Source organism: Pontibacter rugosus, from assembly GCF_042678745.1.
GTDB lineage: Bacteria > Bacteroidota > Bacteroidia > Cytophagales > Hymenobacteraceae > Pontibacter > Pontibacter rugosus.
Genome location: NZ_JBHTLD010000032.1, coordinates 12,431 through 27,583 on the forward strand (window position 1 = coordinate 12,431; position 15,153 = coordinate 27,583).

At 51.2% G+C, this 15,153-nt stretch carries 5 protein-coding genes; 3 read left to right on the plus strand and 2 right to left on the minus strand.

Annotation, left to right across the window (positions count from 1 at the left end; genetic code table 11):
- Positions 1 to 3: 3 nt before the first annotated feature.
- On the minus strand, positions 4 to 1,482 hold the full coding sequence (locus ACFQ2O_RS05670; protein WP_377523752.1) for a glycosyl hydrolase family 8: 1,479 nt from the start codon (positions 1,480 to 1,482) through the stop codon (positions 4 to 6).
- Positions 1,483 to 1,714: 232 nt separating this feature from the next.
- On the opposite strand from ACFQ2O_RS05670, the gene uvrA reads away from it, so the two are divergent.
- A complete protein-coding gene (gene uvrA / locus ACFQ2O_RS05675; protein ID WP_377523755.1) occupies positions 1,715 to 4,255 on the plus strand; it encodes an excinuclease ABC subunit UvrA in 2,541 nt (846 codons plus the stop codon).
- A gap of 70 nt (positions 4,256 to 4,325) precedes the next feature.
- Here uvrA and ACFQ2O_RS05680 read toward each other — a convergent pair whose 3' ends face one another.
- Positions 4,326 to 4,874, minus strand: a complete 549-nt coding sequence (locus tag ACFQ2O_RS05680; RefSeq protein ID WP_377523758.1) for a hypothetical protein — start codon at positions 4,872 to 4,874, stop codon at positions 4,326 to 4,328.
- 625 nt (positions 4,875 to 5,499) lie between these two features.
- Here ACFQ2O_RS05680 and ACFQ2O_RS05685 point away from each other — a divergent pair.
- Positions 5,500 to 10,029 carry a DUF7619 domain-containing protein gene (locus tag ACFQ2O_RS05685; RefSeq protein WP_377523762.1) on the plus strand — a complete coding sequence of 1,510 codons (4,530 nt, stop codon included), beginning with the start codon at positions 5,500 to 5,502 and terminating at the stop codon, positions 10,027 to 10,029.
- 753 nt (positions 10,030 to 10,782) lie between these two features.
- Positions 10,783 to 15,003, plus strand: a complete 4,221-nt coding sequence (locus ACFQ2O_RS05690; RefSeq protein WP_377523765.1) for an FG-GAP-like repeat-containing protein — start codon at positions 10,783 to 10,785, stop codon at positions 15,001 to 15,003.
- The last annotated feature ends 150 nt before the right edge of the window (positions 15,004 to 15,153 follow it).

The window sequence follows — 15,153 nt, forward strand, 5'->3', positions numbered from 1 at the left end:
CTCCTACTTTTTCAGCGGATCATAGAAATTACCAGTCAGGGTGAAGAGGTACAGCACGCGCGTATTGATATTGAACCAGTATGTGTCTCTTAACTTGCTTAGCTCTGCACCGAACTTATCGGCCCTTGCCTGGCTGTGGCTCGTGGCTGCTACGGCGAAACCTCCCAGAAAGGCGCTGTTCAGGCCGTTGGTACCACGGGGTTTTCCGTTCAACTCATAGCCATCCACAATGTTGGCAGGACCAACTGTTTCTGCCCATCCCGACACTTTATCAGCCCAGGCGTCGGCTTTTGCATTGCCGTTCCATAGATAATCCAGCGTGAGTCTCCAGGGAGCGCGGGCGGCATCGTAGCCGAAGTACCCTATCCTGCCTTCAGGGCCGGGCGTACCGGTTGCAGTTTGCCAATCAGGCACCAGGCCAGTAGTTGGGTTTGCGCCTGCCTCCAGTAAAGTATAGGTATCGTCGGCCAGCTGCGCCCATACATTGTCGCCTGTTACGGTGGCAAAAACACGGAAGAAAGCCGGTGTATGGTACATCAGGTCTGTCATGCCGCACCCACCCCAGGCACGGCCTGAGTAACCGGGGGCAAGTATGTAAATGCTCTTACCGCCTACCGTGCACTGCACAATCAGGTTGGTGCGCACGAGCTGTATAATCTCCTTGGCTGCGTTCAGGTAGGAGTCACCCCAGTGCTTGCTGGCCACGATCAAGGCAAAGGCCACGTCAATATCGCCGTCGGTGGCGCTTCCAGGGTCCAGGGTGCCACTGCAGGTAACTGACCAGGCCATCATGTTTTTCGCCTCGGGTGTTCGTTTGCTGTTATAGAAGCGCAGGATGCCATCAAATGTCTCTTTATCTCCAGCATAGGCAGCCAACAACAGGCCAAAACCGATACCCTCTACTTTCGTTTCATTAGCAGGGGCCGCAATCACACGAAGCCCGTCGCCGCAGGCAACAACCTGAGTGCTTTTCCAGCGCTCATACTCGCTCATGGCCAATTCGTGCGTGACGGTAGTAGGTAAATACCCATAGGCGTAGCTCGAATTGCCTGGAGTTGGGGTGGGAGTTGGGGTGGGACTGTTGCCTTGTAGCAGCAGCTCCTTTTCTATCGTTTCGCCTTCTTTGTAGCTGACGCTGACAGTTCCTTTTGCATCAAACGGTGTCCCTTCCAGCACGGTAAAGTATAAAGTACCCTCTTTCCCAAGGGCAGGGAATTGCTTTAGGTCAAAGCTGGAAATGCCGCTGGTGTTGGTAGAAACCACTTTCAGCGCCTTAGCAGGATTACGCCCTTCCGCTTTGCTGGCAGGATCTAGAAACATGTAGACATTCATGCCGGGAACAATGGTGCCGGTAGCATCTTTTACGGTGATGCTGATTTGTGCAGCGGCAGGTGCAGCCGTGTTGTCGTCTTCGCCACAACTTGTAAGGGTGCCTAGCACCAGCAATAAGCAGAGGGTGTAATAGTATAGCGTTTGCTTCATATGATTTATTTAACATCCAGCTTTAACAGAGATAATGTAGCTTTTTGTATAGACTAAACAGTGCCTGTCAGGCTAACAGCTTAAACTTCAATATATAACCAGATTAGAACAAATACTAACCACGGCTAAAGTTTTGACTTATATTTCTCTCGACAGCTGCTGCTTATACTTGTAAAACTCCCGCCAGGGCTTGCACATCCAGCCAAAAGTGCAAATCTGCGTATCTTGCCACATGGCAAGTAACTCTGACAAATTATTAAAAAGTGATTTTACAGGCTTCGTGACAGTGCGCGGAGCCCGGGAGCATAACCTCAAGAACATAGATATCACCATTCCCCGCGATGCCCTCGTGGTATTTACAGGTGTGTCTGGGTCAGGCAAATCATCGCTGGCATTCGGCACGCTTTACGCAGAGGCGCAGCGGCGTTACCTGGAGTCTGTTTCGCCGTATGCCCGGCGGTTGTTTCACCAGATGGCTGTGCCAGCCGTGGATGCCATTGAAGGTTTGCCTCCTGCGGTGGCCCTGCAACAGCAACGGGGTACGCCAACTACGCGCTCATCTGTCGGTAGCGTTACCACGCTATTAAACCTGGTGCGCATGCTCTACTCACGTGCCGGAGATTACCCGCCGGGGCAATCCATTATTTATGCCGAAGCTTTCTCGCCCAACACACCCGAAGGCGCCTGCCCTACCTGCCATGGCCTGGGTCGGATCTATGATGTAACAGAGCAATCGATGGTGCCAGATGATTCGCTGACGATACGGGAGCGGGCCATTGCCGCCTGGCCTACTGCCTGGGGCGGGCAGAACCAACGCGATATATTGGTTACCCTTGGCTATGATGTAGACAGGCCGTGGCGTGAACTTCCCCAGAAAGACCGCGACTGGATTTTATTCACGGATGAGCAGCCTGTAGCTCCCGTTTACCCCGGCTATACACCCGAGCAAACGCAGCGTGCACTTAAGCGCAAAGATGAACCCAGCTACATGGGCACTTTCAGCAGCGCCCGCCGGCATGTGTTCCATACCTTCGCCAACACGAACAGCCCCCAGATGAAGAAGCGGGTGATGCAGTTTATGCTCAGCACCGACTGCCCCAACTGCCAAGGCAAACGTCTTCGTCCTGAGTCGCTCTCGGTAAAGTTTGCAGGCTATGATATCACCGAATTGTCGCGGCTGCCACTGAAGAAAATAGCCAGTATACTGGTGCCTTATGCCGAAGGAACTGCCACAGGTCGGTCGCAGCAGAACACTGATCATCCGGAGCAAACGATCGTGGCGCAACGCATTGCTGAAGACCTGGTGGCACGCATCAAAGTACTGCTCGACCTTGGGCTCGGTTACTTGTCGTTGGAGCGCAGCACGCCTACCTTATCACCAGGCGAGTTGCAGCGTTTGCGGCTCGCTACACAACTGTACTCTCACCTGTTTGGGGTGGTTTACGTACTCGACGAGCCATCTGCTGGCCTGCACCCTTCCGACACTGAAGCTTTGTTAACTGCCTTGGAAGGTCTTAAAAAGGCAGGTAATTCGCTATTTGTAGTGGAGCATAACCTGGACGTAATTCGGCATGCCGACTGGCTGGTAGATGTTGGCCCGGAGGCTGGAGAAAAAGGAGGAGAAGTGTTATACAGCGGCCCACCGGAAGGATTGCAAGATATCAAAGCTTCTAAAACGGCAAAGTATCTTTTCAATAGATCAGAAGTTGCTACCCGCACCCCACGTACCCCTACTGGCTGGTTACACTTGAGCGGAATAACGCGCAACAACCTGTATAACCTCGACGCAGCCTTCCCGCTGGGTGTATTTACAACTGTTACGGGAGTATCTGGATCAGGCAAGTCGAGTTTAGTAAGCCAGGTGCTGGTAGAGCTGGTGTCGGAGCAGCTAGGCCAGACACTTCCAATGGAGGAAGAGGAAGGTGAGCCACTTGAGCAGGTTGCTCCTATCTCAACCGACGGACGCATTACAGCGGGTATGGAAAGTATAAAGAGGCTGGTACGGGTAGACCAGAAAGCGATTGGGCGCACACCGCGCTCCAACATGGCTACCTACACCGGCTTATTCGACCATGTACGCAAGCTTTTTGCCAACACTAAGATGGCTATGGCACGCAAATATGATGCAGGTCGTTTTTCGTTTAACGTAGCCAAAGGCCGCTGCGAAAATTGCCAGGGCGAAGGCTTTGTGATGGTAGAACTGCTCTTTTTGCCAAGCGTGTATGCCCCTTGCCCTGTTTGCCACGGTGCACGCTATAACGCAAAAACGTTGGAGGTAACCTACCGCGATAAGAACATTGCTGATGTATTGGCCATGACAGTTGATACCGCCTGGGAATTCTTTGAAGAGGAGCCGCCTGTACACCGGGCACTTACCGTACTACGCGAAGTAGGGCTAGGTTACCTGCGCCTCGGGCAGCCTGCCACAGAACTTTCGGGTGGTGAAGCGCAGCGTATAAAGTTGGCTACGGAGCTGCAACGGGCACAGCGGGGCAATACGCTGTACATTTTGGATGAGCCTACCACTGGCCTTCATCCCGCTGATGTGGAGAAGCTAATGGTACAGCTGAACAACCTGGTAGAAGCTGGCAATACGGTAATTGTAGTGGAACATACTATGCGCGTAGTGGCTGGCAGCGACTGGGTAATTGACATTGGCCCAAGAGCAGGCGAAGAAGGCGGAAAGATAGTAGCCGCCGGTACACCTGCGCAGGTGGCCGTGAACAGGCAGAGCAAAACAGCTCCATTCTTGAAACGGATGCTAGAAGAATAGGCTATTCTGAGCAGCAGTAGTCGTTCAGGCTAAGCCGCTACTGCTGCTTTTGCCTTGCTCAAGTATAGCTTTAGGTAGCAGGAACCCGGGCAGCCAAAACCCTGAACAGGATATATAACATTGCAAAAGCGGCCATTGCCACTAACGTCCAAAACTTCTTCCGGTTCATTTCCTGCCAATAATCGCGCTCAACTATAGTATGCTGCAGCTGCTTTTGTAGTTTCTGTTTCGTGATACGCTCATTGGTTAACTTTGCTCCTAATGCCTGAAGTTTGGCTGTGTCCTGCACGTAAACAATCTGTGTAGTGATAGTGCCAGCACAAGCAGGACATCTCACCAGGCTATGTGCTTGGGAGCCTTGTGGTGTCCGTATCAGCAAGGGCCATGGTTGCAGCCTGTCCAAATGTATGTCAGGAGTCGTTGCCATAGCAGGAGCTACTGCCTTTGCAGGAAAGTGCTTGCTGGCATAAGCTTCTCCGAACTGATCGGTATAAGCATCATTCTGATCTACATAAGCCGCCAGCTTATCTGTGTTTTTATCGAAATAGTCTTCTGCCTTGCGTTGGGTAACGCAGGAGCAAAGTAGTAACAGTAATAGTAGTAAGGTTTGTATTCTCATAGGTTACTTTAAGCCTACCAGATTTTGTATCAGCTCAAGTTTTTAGCTTACGTAAATTACTGGCTTTTGCGTTCAGGTTAGCCTCTCTTTCTGTAGCTGCTACATTTATTTTTGCAACGCAGCCCAACCCTTCTTAAGTATAACCACCCCATCCTGATCTATCTTGATTGCTTAACCTAATAGAGCTTTAGCACCTGTTCATCAGGCTAATAAGCGTTTTTCTTTGCTGTAATTTAAAACAAAAAGCCTTGCACATCTTTCGATATACAACGCTTTAGGATTGTATTAAGTGGAGAACGCTGGAGACTTTATTGATAGGCACACCTTCCTTTGGATGTATTCTCTACTTTGTTTTGATGTCATTTTATGGGGAGAAGCACATGCTCTTCGATTTTTAGCAGCGCCTGCGGTGCGTTCTGCCTCTACATGTGCAGTTGTATCACTTCAAACTGCGGAATACACAGCCCCTTTTGCAAATTAGCTTGTGGAGGGCAGCGAGTAGGCTGACTTTATACTTCAACAGCAGGGTTAGTCTACAACAGCTATATTTCATACTAAAAATACATACCTTTAAGCTCTGTGACTTAACCAAATACACTTCATAAACCATGTTCACTATTCATCTATGAGAACAGCTTTATTTTTACTTTTCTTTTGTATTCTTTTCTGGCCACATGCATTAATAGCCCAAGATTCGCTCTACCAAAAGGAGGCCGTTATAGGCAGCTCACCAGCGCTTGATATGGAAGCGATGGCAGTTGACAAAGAAGACAATTTATACCTGCTTGACCGTTCCAGAATCTTGAAAATGAAGAACGGTGAGGTTCTCCTGGAAATAAAAATAAATTCCGAGGATTATACCAGTACGAATCCAAATGTAGAATACAAAGGGATATTGGCAGATATGACGGTTGATGATCAGCAGAACATCTTCCTCATTAACAATTGGAAACGCCATATCGAGAAGTACGATAAGGCAGGCAACCTACTCTGGACCAAACCAGCCCCCAAAGACAAGACTACTTTGCGAAATTATGGCCGCAAATTATTGGTGGACAGCCATAACAATCTTGCTATTTTCGACGATATCGATGCCAGCATTTATTTTTACACAACAGACGGTGTTCTTTTGAAGACATTGAACTTACCTTGGCTTGACCCATATAGCCAACCTGTAGCGGCTCAAGTAGACTTTGATGCAGATGATAATATCTATTATGTCGAAACTATCAATTCCACTTGGAATGCTACTCTAAATTTCAGGGTATTCAATCCAAGTGGCCTCTTGTTAAAGGAATTCAGAGCCGAAGAACTAAAAAAGCAGGGCCTTAAAAGTGCGCGGCACATGAAATTCGACAAGAATGGTAATTTATACTTTCACAGCTTCCGTTCCATACTTTTTATTGTTTCAGTCAATGGTGAATTGATAAAAAAGTTTACACCGGTGCATCAAAACTACTTTGAGTATGCATCTGGCCGTGTATACATGGATTTTGACTCCCAGAATAACCTGTACATCGGCAGCTACTATAATTATGGGAGTTATGTCACCAAGTATAGTGCAGACCAGCAGTTCATAACACAGTACGGCAATTTGCAGAGGCCGCACGAAGTTATTTATGACAAAAGTAACAACCTGTACATACTGGATAACTTTAATTTTAAAGTAAATAAGTGGAACCCTTCCGGAGAAAAAATATTAGAATTTGCAGGTAAGGATAACAATGTGGCAAACCCGCTCGCCATCGCCGTAGATGAGCATGCGCATTTTTACATGCTGGAAGCCGGCAACAGGGAGTGTATCATCAGAAAGTATGACCCTTTAGGTAAGCTCGTCGACGTTTTCGCTATCAACGGAACTTTAAACGTAAATAACATCCCCTTTACTTTCTTTGGACTTGCCGTAGATCATTTGGGTAACATGCATGTCTCCAACTACTATGATAATTCAATATGCAAATACGACAAAGAGGGTAAGCTTATTTCGACAATCAACACGAAAGGCAAAGGCGCAGGGCAGCTCTGGGGGCCTCTAGACGTAACTGTGGATGGAGCTGGCTATACATATGTATTAGACATGAATGGCCAACGCATACAGCGTTTCTCTCCATCCGGCAAGTTCATCCAGCAGTTCGGGTCCTTTAACCCCGATCAGGAGGATGAGAAAAGGCGAGGCAGAATTTCTTCTGATGCGTTTGGGAATTTGGTAGTTTCCGTTGCCCATAATAACTATGGGTATGTATCGGACTTCGAAATAGAACTCTATGACACTTCAGGGAAACTAATTGGCCAAATGGCCAGCGAAACGCCCGGCGTGGCTATGAGCAAGGACGGAAGCCTTATTGCCGCCGCTCATAAAAACAAAGACATAGTCACCATCTATTCCAACAAAAAGCCCCGTGAATACAATTATATTGAAGGCAATATTTATCATGATGCTAATGTTGACTGCCTGCCTGACGTTGAGGAGGTAGGTGAGCGAAATATTATTGTGAAAGCGGAACCAGGCCCCTACTACAGTGTAACAGATGCTACAGGAAATTACAGGATCCAGGTAGGGAAAGGCAGTTATACTGTACAGCCTATATTTGAAGAACAAAAAGGGAAATTATTAACGCAAACCTGTCTATCAAAAACTTTTCCGAATGGAGTAACCTTTGAAGACTACGGCAATTACACTCTAGGTTACGATTTCGGGATAAGTAAGACCCTCACCCCGCACCTCACCGTCAGCGTTTCCTCCACGCGCCGCCGGCGCTGCTTCGAGAGCACCACGACCGTACGCTACGAGAACTCTGGCTTTGCCTCAGCACCAGATGCCAAAGTGTATGTGAAGCTTCCGGCCGAGGTAGGGTTACTTTCAGCAGACAAGGCCTACACCCGCCTGCCCGACGGCACCTATGCGTTCGCTGTTGGCAATCTGGCGGCTGGCCAGCGTGGCACCATCACCATCGAGGATCTCGTGACCTGCGGAGATGAAAGCGTGCGCGGCCGCACCGTCTGCACCCGCGCCTGGATCACTCCATCTAATAACACGCCTGCTCAACCGACTGCCACCCTTACCATCACTGGCCGCTGCGACACCGAATCAGGTATGGTCCGTTTCGTGATCAAAAACACCGGTACAGCTGATATGGAGCAACACGAGATGTTCCGCAAGTTTGCCAATGGCAGGCTTGGCTCCCAGGAGTTGTTCAAACTAGCTGCTGGTGATAGCATGGTGCTATGGTTACCTACTATGGGCTATACTTGGCGGCTGGAGGCCGACCAGCCGGAAGGCAACGGTGACAACAAATTAGCCAGCGTAACGATTGAGGCCTGCACCGCTGCCAACGCAGGTACCACCGTGAGTTCCGGTCTTGTGAACCTGATGCCAACGGATGACGAAGAGGCCGAAGTGTCGGAAGAGTGCGTGATGATCACCGACTCCTATGACCCAAACGACAAGCTGGTGACGCCCATAGGGAGAACATCAGAAAACTACACCCCCACCAATACGGCACTCAAGTACAAGATCCGCTACCAAAACACCGGTACCGACGTGGCCTACCGCGTGGTAGTGGTCGACACGCTCTCTGAGCACCTGGACCTGAGCACGCTGCAGGTCGGGGCCTCCTCGCACGCCCACCGCCTGGAGGTGAGCGGCAAGGGCCGGCCGGTGCTAACCTGGACCTTCGACAACATCATGCTTCCCGACAGCAACGCCAACGAGCCCGGCAGCCACGGCTACATCCTCTTCAGCATCAAACCAAAGGCAGACCTTACGGAGAAAACCGCCGTGGAGAACTTTGCCGACATTTTCTTCGACTTCAACTCTCCTGTCCGCACCAACGTCACCCTCAACCGCATCTACGACATGCCGCCGGTGGTGGACGAGGCGGTGCGGGTGAGGCTGGAGGATGTGCTGGCCACACCGACGATCGTGGCCTTTGAGCCCGCCGCGGGCAGGATCGGTGCGGACGTCACCGTCACAGGCAAACGCTTCGCCTCCGATGCCTCACAAAACAAGGTGTACCTGAACGGGGAAGTCGCCACCGTTGTCAGCGCCTCTGCCACAGAGCTCCGCGTGCTGGTTCCTGCGGGCGCCAGCACAGGTGCCCTGAAAGTGATCACCCCGGACGGCGGGGTTACGGCACCGGAGACCTTTACCGTGTACCAGCCGCCGGTACTCAACTCCTTCAGTCCGGCAGAGGGCATGGTAGGCCAAACGGTTACCCTGCAGGGGCAGCACCTGCAGCCGGAGCTGCTTGAGGCTGTAAGGCTGGGGAACGCCGAGTGCGAGGTTATCACTCACAGCGGTAACGCAATTACGGTGCGGGTACCTGCCGGAGCTAAAACGGGCACCTTCGGGATCAGCACCAGGGGCGGCGAGGCGGTGAGCACCTCCTCTTATGTGGTGTGGTACAGCCCAGCCATCAGCGGCCTGAGCAAAGACACTGACATCGTGGGCGCCTCCGTCACCGTCACAGGTGATAACTTTGCCGCTGACAGGGCGCGGAACAAGGTGCTTTTCGGCCAGGTGGAGGCTCTGGTGCTGGAGGCAAGCCCACTGCGCTTGGTGGTGCGGGTACCCGAACAGGCGGAATCGGGCCTGATAACGGTGGAAACGCCGGGTGGCCAGGCAGCCACGCCATTTGTGGTGATTCCAGGCCCCAGATTCACGGCCATGCAGCCGGCACTAGGGAGCGTGGGGACGGTGGTGGAGATCAGCGGCCGGCACTTCGGCGTGATGGAACTGCGGGACAGGATCGCCTTCAACGGGCAGGAAGCACTGGTACTGGAGGCCTTCGGCGACAGCTACAGGGTAAGGGTGCCGCGCGGCGCCACCACCGGCAAGGTAGAGATAACCGGCTACGGCGGCAAGGCCTACAGCACCGCTGACTTTGTGGTGGAGGAGATCGCTCCGGCAGAGGCCGTGCAGGTATACCCGAACCCAAGCTCCGGACGCCTCACCCTAAGTCTGCTGCACGCCGACTTCGACGTGCAGTCCGTGGAGGTATTTGACGCGGTGGGCAGATCGATTCAAACCACCACCGTTGATGGCCCACGGCCGGAAAAGCTGGAGGTGCAGATCAGGTCGGCCAAACCTGGCCTCTACACCCTGCGCATCAAATCCGGACGGGGTATCATCATCAAGAAAATAACAGTGCTCTAGTTGCCACAAGTTTGCACGTATGTACTCTAAATTGAAGGAGGCACCTGATGGCATGATAGGAAAAGAGGTCTTGTAAGATCGCATCAATAACTCACCGCCTCGTTTACCAGCAGGGTGTAGAACAAGGAAGGCTCCCGTTGATGCGGAGCCTTCCTTGCTTATAGTCTATAGCATTTGTTTTGGTGGGAAAACAACCTATGTTACTAATGAAATTGGATTCCCGCTCATCACCCACCTCAGAATACTTACTCACGTCCACAAGCGCGGTGTACAAAAGGTTCGACAACTCCATCCTTCGGTCTACTTTGGAACCTGTTAGCCAAGCTTATAGGGCTTTTTTATGCATCCCAGACACTGTTCCGATGCCAAATAAGCTTATTCGCTACTTTCCACCTTCATAGGCTCCTTTGTTGCCTAGTTCCATTACCAAAAAGCTGCAGCAAGCCTAGCGACGCTGCTAGCTGCACCGAATTTAATAGACTGATGCTTTCAGTACCCACCTTCATGAGGCGTTTTTCACTTTTACTCTAGCCAGCATAAGTAAGTGACTACTTGGCCACTCCCCAAAGAAGCTTTGTCTTCTTATGCGGCCCCTTTTGATACAACCGGTGCAATTGGTTAATCATAATTCACTGAAAAATACAGCATTCATTCTTCCAAATCATGGTTTTTTAATACATTAGCTGCAGATTACTGTAAGAACTATCCTATTCTGTAGCTCATATGCATAAACCTCTACTATTACTTTTTGCCATGACTCTCGCGCTTACTGCAAAGGCGCAGCTCTGGACTAACCCCACCACTGGCATTCCCTCTGCTAACGTTACCACTATCACCATTGACAGCCAGGATAAGGTGTGGATCGGAACGCTTTCAGGCTTGGCGGCCTTACAACATGGGCAATGGGAGCCATACCACATCAACAACATCCAGACAGAGGACGAAATCCTGAAAGTATGGACTACGGATCAGAAGCTATGGTTAGGCACCGGCTACCGTGGCCTGTGGGGGTTTGACGGCGCAAGTCAATGGGACGATTTGCAGCTAAGTTCGGCGGGAGTAGGCACTATTGGTTTCGGAGAGGACTCAGAAGGCACCCTGTGGGTGCTTAGCACCTCGGGAACACTTATAAAATGGGCAGGAGGTAACTGGGAAGAATTGATCCTAGGTATTCCAGAAGCTACTGACGTGCTTGTTGACCGGGATGACCAGGTGTGGGTGCTGTCGGCCAGTGAGGGGCTTTTAAAGTATAAGGATGGGGTAACGAAAAGATGGTCAAGCGGTGGGGATGCCCCTACACGGCCGAACTACATCCCCAGCAACTCCCTGCATGACATGGTGCAGGATAAACAAGGGATTTACTGGATAGCCAGCGACCAAGGCCTTTTGCGGTTTGACGGAACGAGCTTCAGTGTTTTTGACACAGTAAACTCTGGCATTGGCTCCAATAAGACCAGGCGTCTAGCCATTGACAAAAATGGGGCGCTATGGATAGGCACGGAGGATGCGGGCATCTCCAAGTACAATGGCTCCTCCTGGGTTACCTATAATATGCTGAACTCCCCCATGGGCTCCAATATTATCAACTCCATTGCTATCGATGCCAGCAACAGGGTCTGGATAGCCAATGGGTATGACCACTTGCACTACGAGGGGGGAGGCAAAGGGGTGTTTATGCTGGATGAGGCGTATGACGTGAGCCAGGGCAGGCCCCCTGCTGCGCCTACAGCATTAAAGGCAAAAGTCATCTCAGAGAATGAGGTTAGGCTAAATTGGGAGGATAACTCAGATAATGAGGTAGGTTTTGTGCTGGAACGCGCTACGGGGACTGATGCGCCGTTTGAGCAGATCAGTTTCGTTATGGCAAACGAGACCGCTTATATTGACCTGTCTGTCACGGCGTCGAGCACCTACCTTTACCGCATCCGCTCGTCCAACACTTTGGGTCAATCCGATTTTTCTAACGCTGTGACGGTAGCACCTATGTATTGCCCGGTGTATTGGCACGACCTAGGATTAGGAGCCACAGCGACAGGTATATCCTTCGAGCAAATCAGGAATACGCATACGGCAATTAGCACCGGCTACCATGACTACCTGGATCAGACTGCTACTGTGTATGGTGGACAGACCATCCCCCTGACAGTTGCCTTCCAAAATACACTGACCGGAATAATTTATATCGACTGGAACGGGGATGGTGATTTTCTAGACGAGGAGGAGCTGGTCTTCCGGAAAGCCGCTGATGTAGGCAATGGAGTGTTCACGGTTCCCGTCACAGTCCCGGATTGGGTGACACCAAGGAGTACAGGGCGGCTTCGCGTGAGGACAGCAGCCGACTCATACTATGGGGAGCTAGGACCCTGCGGCACGGGAGAAGAAACGCAGGACTACACTGTTTCCTTTGCGGAGCCTGTCTCCTTAGGCACTCCTACAGCTGTCACGGCACTGACGCTTTCCACCAGTCAGGTAGAGCTGTGGTGGCAGGATAATGCCTCGGACGAGGTGGCCTACGTGCTGGAAAGGTCCGCTGACGGGACCAGCTTCACCAAACTGGCCGAGCTTCCTGCCAACACCATTCATTATAAGGACACGGACTTAGGGGCGGGCACAACCTATTACTACAGGACCTATGCTAAAGGGGAGTCGGCGCAGTCAGAAGCAAGTATTCCAGCGGAGGCCACCACGTTGGCTGTAGACTTCATCAGGGTGAAAGAGGGTGCTGCGGCAACGCGTCCAAGCTATGCCGAGGGTGCTTACTGGGTAGACTACGATAATGACGGGAAGCAGGACCTGTACACAACAAAAGACAGTGAGTTATACATCAACCGGGGCGGCCTGCTTGAAAAGAGCGGCGGGGAACTGAATGTGAGCCTGGATGTTACCTGGGGAGACTATGACAACGACGGAGACCTTGATGCAATGAGCACGAGGTACACCCGTAGTGCGGGGGTGCTTCATGGCCTTCTCTATGAGAACATGGGTGACGGCACCTTTAGCGAAAAGTCTCCCCTCCAGCTGGATGGCAGCTTCAGCAGCAGCACCTGGCTGGACTTTGACAGGGACGGGCACCTGGACCTGTTTATTTCTTATGATGGCTTTTCCTATGGGCACCTTTTCAGGAATAATGGGGACAAAACCCTTTCCCCGGTGGCAAAGCTGGAGAAAGCCAACAGTGGCGATGCGAACAGCGTTGACTATGACAATGACGGGGACCAGGACCTGGTTGTGCTGGGGCAAAGCGGGATCCTCTTGTATGAGAACAGCGGGGGTACCTTTGTGCCAAACAACATGAGCGGCTTTCCAAGGGCTAGCTCCAAGCCTAACGGCGCCTCGTGGGCAGACTTTGACAACGACGGGGACATGGATGTTTTTGTGACTAGCGGTAGCGAGGAGCCAGCGGCGAATGCGTTGTACGTGAACAACGGTGACGGAACCTTTACCCTTTCAGCCGATCCGGTTATTCAGCAGGATCAGGCACAGTCATACGGTAGCGCTTGGGCAGATTACGACAATGATGGGCATACAGACCTGTTTGTTTCCAACTACGAGGGCAGGAACTTCCTTTACCGGAATAACGGTGAGGGCAGCTTCTCCAAGGTGACGGTGGGCGAGATCGTGAACGAGCAATCTACTGTCCAGAATGACAGGGTTCCCTCCAAGTCCTGCGCCTGGGCCGACTACAACAACGACGGCTTCCTAGACATTATCATTGCCAATGACAACGGGGTAAGCAACTCCCTCTACATGAACGGCGGCAACAGGAACCATTGGGTGAATTTGTTATTGGTAGGCACGGCGTCGAACAAGTCGGCTATTGGTACCAGGGTACAGGTCAAAAGCAACGGGAAGTGGCAATACCAGCAGGTCATCCCCCAGTCAGGTTTCAAAGGGCAGAACAGCCTGAACGTGGAGTTCGGCTTGGGGGAAGCCACACTTATAGACAGCCTTGTCATCATCTGGCCCTCCGGTGTAAGACAAGTGATGACAAATATTTCGGCAGACAAGTATCATACAATTGAGGAACAAGTGTCCTCTAGTCTGAGCGGTACCGTCATGACAGAGGATAGCCGCCAGATGACCAAGGGCAGCGTAGCTCTTTTTGCCGAGGAAGCGGACGGCACCTTCCGATTCATAGGGAAAAGGGACCTGAACGGCGGTAACGGATTTCAGTTCTGGTGCCTGCCCGGGAACTACAGGATTCAGGCAACTCCAGACCCGACTGCCTTCCCGGATGTGGCCCAAGGCTACTGGCAGAGCAGCCTTAGTCTGGCCACTGCCACGACGTTGGTGGTCACTGATGCAAATATGGCAGGACTAACTGTGAATCTTGCCGTAGTCTCAGCAGACATTGTGGAGGGACAGGGAACTGTAGACGGCGTTTTCGTGAAAAGTGAAGGCATGGAGGGAGGCAGGGTTTACCAGGGTAAATCCGTACCAGGAGTGCCCATTGCAGATGCTCCTGTCTTTCTACTTGATGCCACATCCCAAAAAATCATCAGGCAGGCAGTCACCGATAAATCAGGCACATTCTTGTTCTCAAAGCTTCCTCCCGGGCAGTACCAGTTCTTGGCCGACTATGCTGGCTTACCGATGCACGAGACGGCTGCTACTATAGTGATAAGTAAGGCAGGCGGAACAATAGAGTTGACCGCTGTCGCTTCCCAAAGCTCCATAAAAGCCACTACCTCCACTGTTACAAGCATAGAGGATGCTGTGTCAGAGGGAGTAGCACTCTTCCCTAACCCCTTCAACGATGTTCTCTTGGTTAAAATGAACAACAGCTGGCAAGGTCCTGTCGATTTGATTGTCTATGATCTACTGGGGAGACAAATACGGCAGATAAGCTTCACAAAAACCCAGGTACAACAGACGGAACAAATTAATTTAAGAGACACTAAGGCTGGTGCGTATGTGGTAGAGCTTAGGTATAACAAGCTAAAAAAACAGTACAAACTATTGAAAGCGCAATAAGCTGCTTTCTGTTAAACAAGAGCCGCTTAAGGTAAAGTACCTAAGCGGCTCTTGTTTAACAGAAAGCATAATTCCCTACCTATCATCAACTGTATAAAGAATATTAACAACCTATATTTGCTGTATACCTAGAGGAAGAGGAATTTTAAA

What these genes read in the sequence shown, in the direction of transcription:
- ACFQ2O_RS05670 (WP_377523752.1), bottom strand. Translation starts at nt 1,482, where the DNA reads ATGAAGCAAACGCTATACTATTACACCCTCTGCTTATTGCTGGTGCTA.
- uvrA (WP_377523755.1), top strand. Translation starts at nt 1,715, where the DNA reads ATGGCAAGTAACTCTGACAAATTATTAAAAAGTGATTTTACAGGCTTC.
- ACFQ2O_RS05680 (WP_377523758.1), bottom strand. Translation starts at nt 4,874, where the DNA reads ATGAGAATACAAACCTTACTACTATTACTGTTACTACTTTGCTCCTGC.
- ACFQ2O_RS05685 (WP_377523762.1), top strand. Translation starts at nt 5,500, where the DNA reads ATGAGAACAGCTTTATTTTTACTTTTCTTTTGTATTCTTTTCTGGCCA.
- ACFQ2O_RS05690 (WP_377523765.1), top strand. Translation starts at nt 10,783, where the DNA reads ATGACTCTCGCGCTTACTGCAAAGGCGCAGCTCTGGACTAACCCCACC.